The sequence below is a fragment of the Kitasatospora sp. NPDC058243 genome (assembly GCF_042882025.1).
Taxonomy (GTDB): domain Bacteria; phylum Actinomycetota; class Actinomycetes; order Streptomycetales; family Streptomycetaceae; genus Kitasatospora.
Genome location: NZ_JBHVWW010000137.1, coordinates 1 through 3,742 on the forward strand (window position 1 = coordinate 1; position 3,742 = coordinate 3,742).

General features: G+C 74.8%; 4 protein-coding genes and 1 pseudogene. 1 reads left to right on the top strand and 4 read right to left on the bottom strand.

The genetic code is table 11. The features are described from left to right. The 4 genes and pseudogenes from ACFVX9_RS39485 to ACFVX9_RS39500 all read right to left on the bottom strand — a co-directional run. A pseudogene (locus ACFVX9_RS39485) lies at positions 1–487 on the bottom strand (hypothetical protein); the annotation flags it as partial. A 238-nt stretch (positions 488–725) separates the two neighbouring features. Then, positions 726–1,187, bottom strand: coding sequence for a DUF6113 family protein (locus tag ACFVX9_RS39490; protein ID WP_380374689.1), 462 nt, complete (start codon positions 1,185–1,187; stop codon positions 726–728). After that, positions 1,184–2,122 carry an N-acetyl-1-D-myo-inositol-2-amino-2-deoxy-alpha-D-glucopyranoside deacetylase gene (gene mshB / locus ACFVX9_RS39495; protein WP_387987100.1) on the bottom strand — a complete coding sequence of 313 codons (939 nt, stop codon included), beginning with the start codon at positions 2,120–2,122 and terminating at the stop codon, positions 1,184–1,186. Before mshB ends, ACFVX9_RS39490 begins: the two co-directional genes overlap by 4 nt. Before the next feature lie 31 nt (positions 2,123–2,153). Beyond that, a complete protein-coding gene (locus ACFVX9_RS39500; protein ID WP_063347949.1) occupies positions 2,154–2,348 on the bottom strand; it encodes a DUF2304 family protein in 195 nt (64 codons plus the stop codon). 312 nt (positions 2,349–2,660) lie between these two features. Here ACFVX9_RS39500 and ACFVX9_RS39505 point away from each other — a divergent pair. Beyond that, a partial coding sequence (locus tag ACFVX9_RS39505) for a DPP IV N-terminal domain-containing protein (protein ID WP_380483519.1) occupies positions 2,661–3,742 on the top strand: 1,082 nt, incomplete at its 3' end.

Sequence of the window (3,742 nt, forward strand, 5' to 3'; positions counted from 1 at the left end):
GCGCCGGCTCGGCCTTCTTCTGCCGCGGCCGGAACCAGGCGCCGGTGGACTCGGCCTCGGACGTCGCCGGCGGGATCGGCGGGACCTGCCACTCCGGCGGCAGCTCCGGCGGGGTGGCCGTGCGGGCGCCGCCCTCCATCACCCCGAGGACGGGGGAGGAGGGTGCGGACCGGTGCCGCGGGCCGCCCGGCTCGGGGGCGGCCGCCGGGGCCTCCTCGCCCGGGCCGTCCTCGTTCTTGACGGTGCTGCGGACCACGACCGGCGGGATCGGACGCGACCCGGGGATGTTGATCCGGACCCGGGTCGTCAGGGTGGTCTCGGTCTTCGGGCCGTCGTCCTCGCCGCCCGACGCGGCGCCCTGGGCGGCACCGGCCCGGTCGCCGCCCGGGAGTCCCGGTGTGCCGTAGGGCGGGGTGCCCGACGGGTAGGCGTCCGGACCCGTACGCCGGGGCGTCGGGTGGGCGTTGTCAGATTCGCGGCTGCTCAATGCTGCTCTGCTCCGGGTTCGCGGGCGGGCCGTGCGGCGCGACCGCGGTTCGTGGTCGCCGGGCCTGGGCGGGCGGCGGTCGGGTACGGCGTTCTGCGGGACCACCATACTGGGAAGAACAGAGCGACGAACGGCTTCGGACAGATCCTGATACGTCCGGTTCCTCCGGTATGAGAGTACGGCCGTGCGCTCCTGACTGCGCGTCGTGCGCGGTGCCGTACGTGCCCCGCGGGCGGGTTCAGCGCTGCGGGCCGGGCACGCCCGGGAACCAGCCGCTACGGGTCGGCAGGGTGGCGCAGATCACGCCCAGGACCGAGCCGCCGAACAGCCAGCCGAGCGAGGTGGCGTTGGACCACAGCACGTTGTCGCCCTCCGGCCGGGGCACGATCACCAGCAGCATCGCCATGAACCAGCCGGCCGCGGGCAGCGCCGCGCCCAGCCGGGTGCCGGTGACCCGCAGGCCGCCGTAGAAGGTGGCGCCGGTCGCGGCGAGCGCCAGCAGGACCCCCACGGGCGGCCACAAGGCCTGCACAAAGGATCCGCAGACCGACACCGCGACACCCAGCAGGAAGAACAGGGCGTAGGCCGTGATCCGGGCGCCGCGCGGGGGCTGAGGCTCGGCCAGCCGCTCCTCGCGGGTGCCGAGGACGGCCGCCGGGAACGAGCGGCGCGGCGGCCGGGCGGCGGCGGGCTCGGTCATCGGACGCTCTCCTCGGCGGTGGCGGTGGCGGTGGTGGTGGTGGGCAGCGGGTCGGCGGCGGGCGACAGGCCGGCGAACAGGTCGTCCTCGGGCCGCTCCGGCCCGGCCTGGCCGCGTACCAGCTGGTAGTACTCGGTGGTGACCAGCGGCTGGCCGAGGTCGTTGGAGAGCGCGAAGAAGGCGCCGTCCACGGTGATCTGAGTGGCGTGCGCGGCCATCGCGGCGGCCTTGCGCCCGGCGTAGGCGGAGCCGTCCAGGACGGTGGTGACCACCTCGTCGGCCACCACCCCGGGAACGTCGGCCGGCCGGGCCGTCCCGGGGAAGGGCGCCCGGGCGGCGGTCTCGGCGAGCCCGGCCTCGATCACCGAGCGGGGCATCCGGTTCCAGTAGACCTTGGCGATCCGCCAGGCCGGGCCCAGCTCCGGGCGGTGCGCCGGATCGGCCGCCAGCTCGTACGCGCGCATCGCGACCCGGTGCGCCTGGATGTGGTCCGGGTGCCCGTAGCCGCCGTTCTCGTCGTAGGTGACCAGCACCTGCGGCCGGACCTCGCGGACCACCGCGACCAGGTGGCCGGCCGCCTCGTCGACGTCGGCCCGCCAGAAGCAGCCGGGCACGTCGTTGTCGGGCAGGCCCATCATCCCGGAGTCGCGGTAGCGGCCCGGGCCGCCGAGGAAGCGGAGGTCGGTGACGCCGAGCGCGCGCATGGCCGCGGTCAGCTCGCCGATCCGGTACGCGCCGAGGGTTCCTTCCCGATCGGCCGTCAGATGGGCCAGCCCGGGCGGGATCACCTCGCCGCCCTCGCCGAGGGTGCAGGTCACCAGGGTGACCTGGGCGCCCTCGGCGGCGTACCGGGCCATGGTGGCGCCGTTGCCGATCGACTCGTCGTCGGGGTGGGCGTGCACCAGGAGCAGGCGGCGGCCGGTAGTCGCGGTCATGGGAGGAAGCCTAACGACCGCCGTGGCGGGGTCAGAGCTTCAGGCCGTTGATCATCCCGGCGAGGTTGCTGGTGACCTGGCTGATCGACGGCGCGATCGAGCTGGATGCCAGGTAGAAGCCGAGCAGCGCGCAGATGATCGCGTGCGCGAGCTTCAGCCCGGAGCGGCGGATCAGCACCACCACGATGACCAGCATCAGCATGGCTGCGGAGACGGACAAAGCCATGTCGGCTCACACCCCTTCTCGGGTGCGCCACCCCCTGGGGAGGGTGACGGTGGGACCGTACGGGACTTGCGGTCGGGCGACCGGGGCCGGGACGGGCCCGACGATCACCCGCCCGACCAGTCATACCCGATGGGTAAGGGGAGCATTACATTCGGTGAGTCTCCACGCGCCGGGGTACGGGGGCACTCGTGGGGCGCATGGGCCGGTCGGAGGGGGTATGGGCGCCTTTGGGGCGCACTCGGGAACGATGCTCCGAACGAGTGATCACCAGGCGCCCGGCAGCGGGAGTACGGCATCGTAGGGTCTGGTGCCATGACCTCCCACACCCCTGCGGACACCTTCCCCCGGCAGTACGCGCGGACCCTGCGCTACACCGTCGGCGCGCCCCGCTCCTTCTCCGTCGCACCGGACGGCTCGCGGGTCGTCTTCCTGCGCTCCCGGTCGGGCGGCGACCGGGCCAACCTGCTCTGGACCCTCGACACCGCCACCGGCGAGGAGCGGATCGCCGCCGACCCGGCCGTGCTGCTCGGCGGCGGCGAGGAGGACCTCTCGCCCGCCGAGAAGGCCCGCCGCGAGCGCAGCCGCGAAGGCTCGGCCGGCATCGTCGGCTACGCCCTGGACGCGGCCGGCCGACTGGCCGCCTTCGCCCTCTCCGGCCGGCTGTTCACCGCCGACCTGGCCACCGGCGCCACCGCCGAACTGCCCGCCCAGGGCCCGCTGCTGGACCCGCGGGTCTCCCCGGACGGCAGCCACGTCGCCTACGCCAACACCGCCGGCGAACTGCGCCTCACCCGCACCGACGGCACCGCCGACCGGGTGCTCGCCGAGCCCGACGGCCCGAACGTCACCTGGGGGCAGGCCGAGTTCATCGCCCAGGAGGAGATGAGCCGCGACCGGGGCTTCTGGTGGTCCCCCGACGGCGACCGGCTGCTGGTCGAGCGCGCCGACGACACCCCGGTGCGCCGCTGGTGGATCGCCGACCCGGCCAACCCGCAGCGCGAGCCCGCCGAGGTCGCCTACCCGGCCGCCGGCACCGCCGACGCCGAGGTCGGCCTCTGGGTGCTCGACCTGGACGGCGGCCGCACCGAGGTGGTCTGGGACCGCACGGCCTACCCGTACCTCGCCCGGGTGCACTGGTCCGCGGGCGGTGTGCCGCTGCTGCTCGTCCAGGCCCGCGACCAGCGCAGCCAGCTGATCCTCGGCCTCGACGTGGCCACCGGCGCCACCGAGGTGCTGTTCGAGGAGCGCGACGACGTCTGGCTGGAGCTGTTCCAGGGCGTCCCGTCCTGGACCCCGGACGGCAAGCTGGTCCGGATCTCCGACGAGGGCGGCGTGCGGGCGCTGGTGATCGGCGACCAGGCCGTCACCGGGGCCGACCTGCACCTGCGCTCGGT